Raw genomic sequence first — 461 nt, forward strand, 5'->3', positions numbered from 1 at the left:
GCGTTACGCCATCCTGGCGACGGGGGCGGCCCGGGCCGCGAGAAGTCGGTTCGAAGGTTGCCATGCCGCGAATATTAATTGTCTAATTAATTAATTTCAAGGCGACATGTCGCGCCTTGTAGATCGACGGGGAAGATTGCGACCGCGCGGCTAAACGCGCGCCGCCGCATCAAGCTGCGCAAGCCGCACCAGCAAGCGGTCCTGCGCTTCGCTCGGGAAGCTCGATGTGCGGCGCACGGCGAACACGGTGTTCAGGCAGCGCCGCGTCGCGATCGGGCGAACGACCTGCAGACGCCCGCGCTCCACCGCTTCCTGAACGGCATGCAGCGGCAGCACCGACCAGCCCATGCCGGCCTCCACCAAGGTGCTCACTTCTTCCAGATCGGAAACGTGATGTGCGCTGACGGTCGTCTCCGGCATGCGCCGGAACAGCGCCTTGAACCACAGCCCGTAGACCGCAT

The 461-nt window shown here is 64.2% G+C and carries 1 protein-coding gene; it reads right to left on the reverse strand.

The genetic code is table 11. The features are described 5' to 3' along the window. Positions 1–150: 150 nt before the first annotated feature. Positions 151–461, reverse strand: a 311-nt coding sequence (locus tag D7X74_RS42375) for a LysR substrate-binding domain-containing protein (protein WP_199742034.1), incomplete at its 5' end; no start/stop codon positions are given.

This window comes from Corallococcus sp. CA047B (genome assembly GCF_003612065.1).
Lineage (GTDB): Bacteria > Myxococcota > Myxococcia > Myxococcales > Myxococcaceae > Corallococcus > Corallococcus praedator.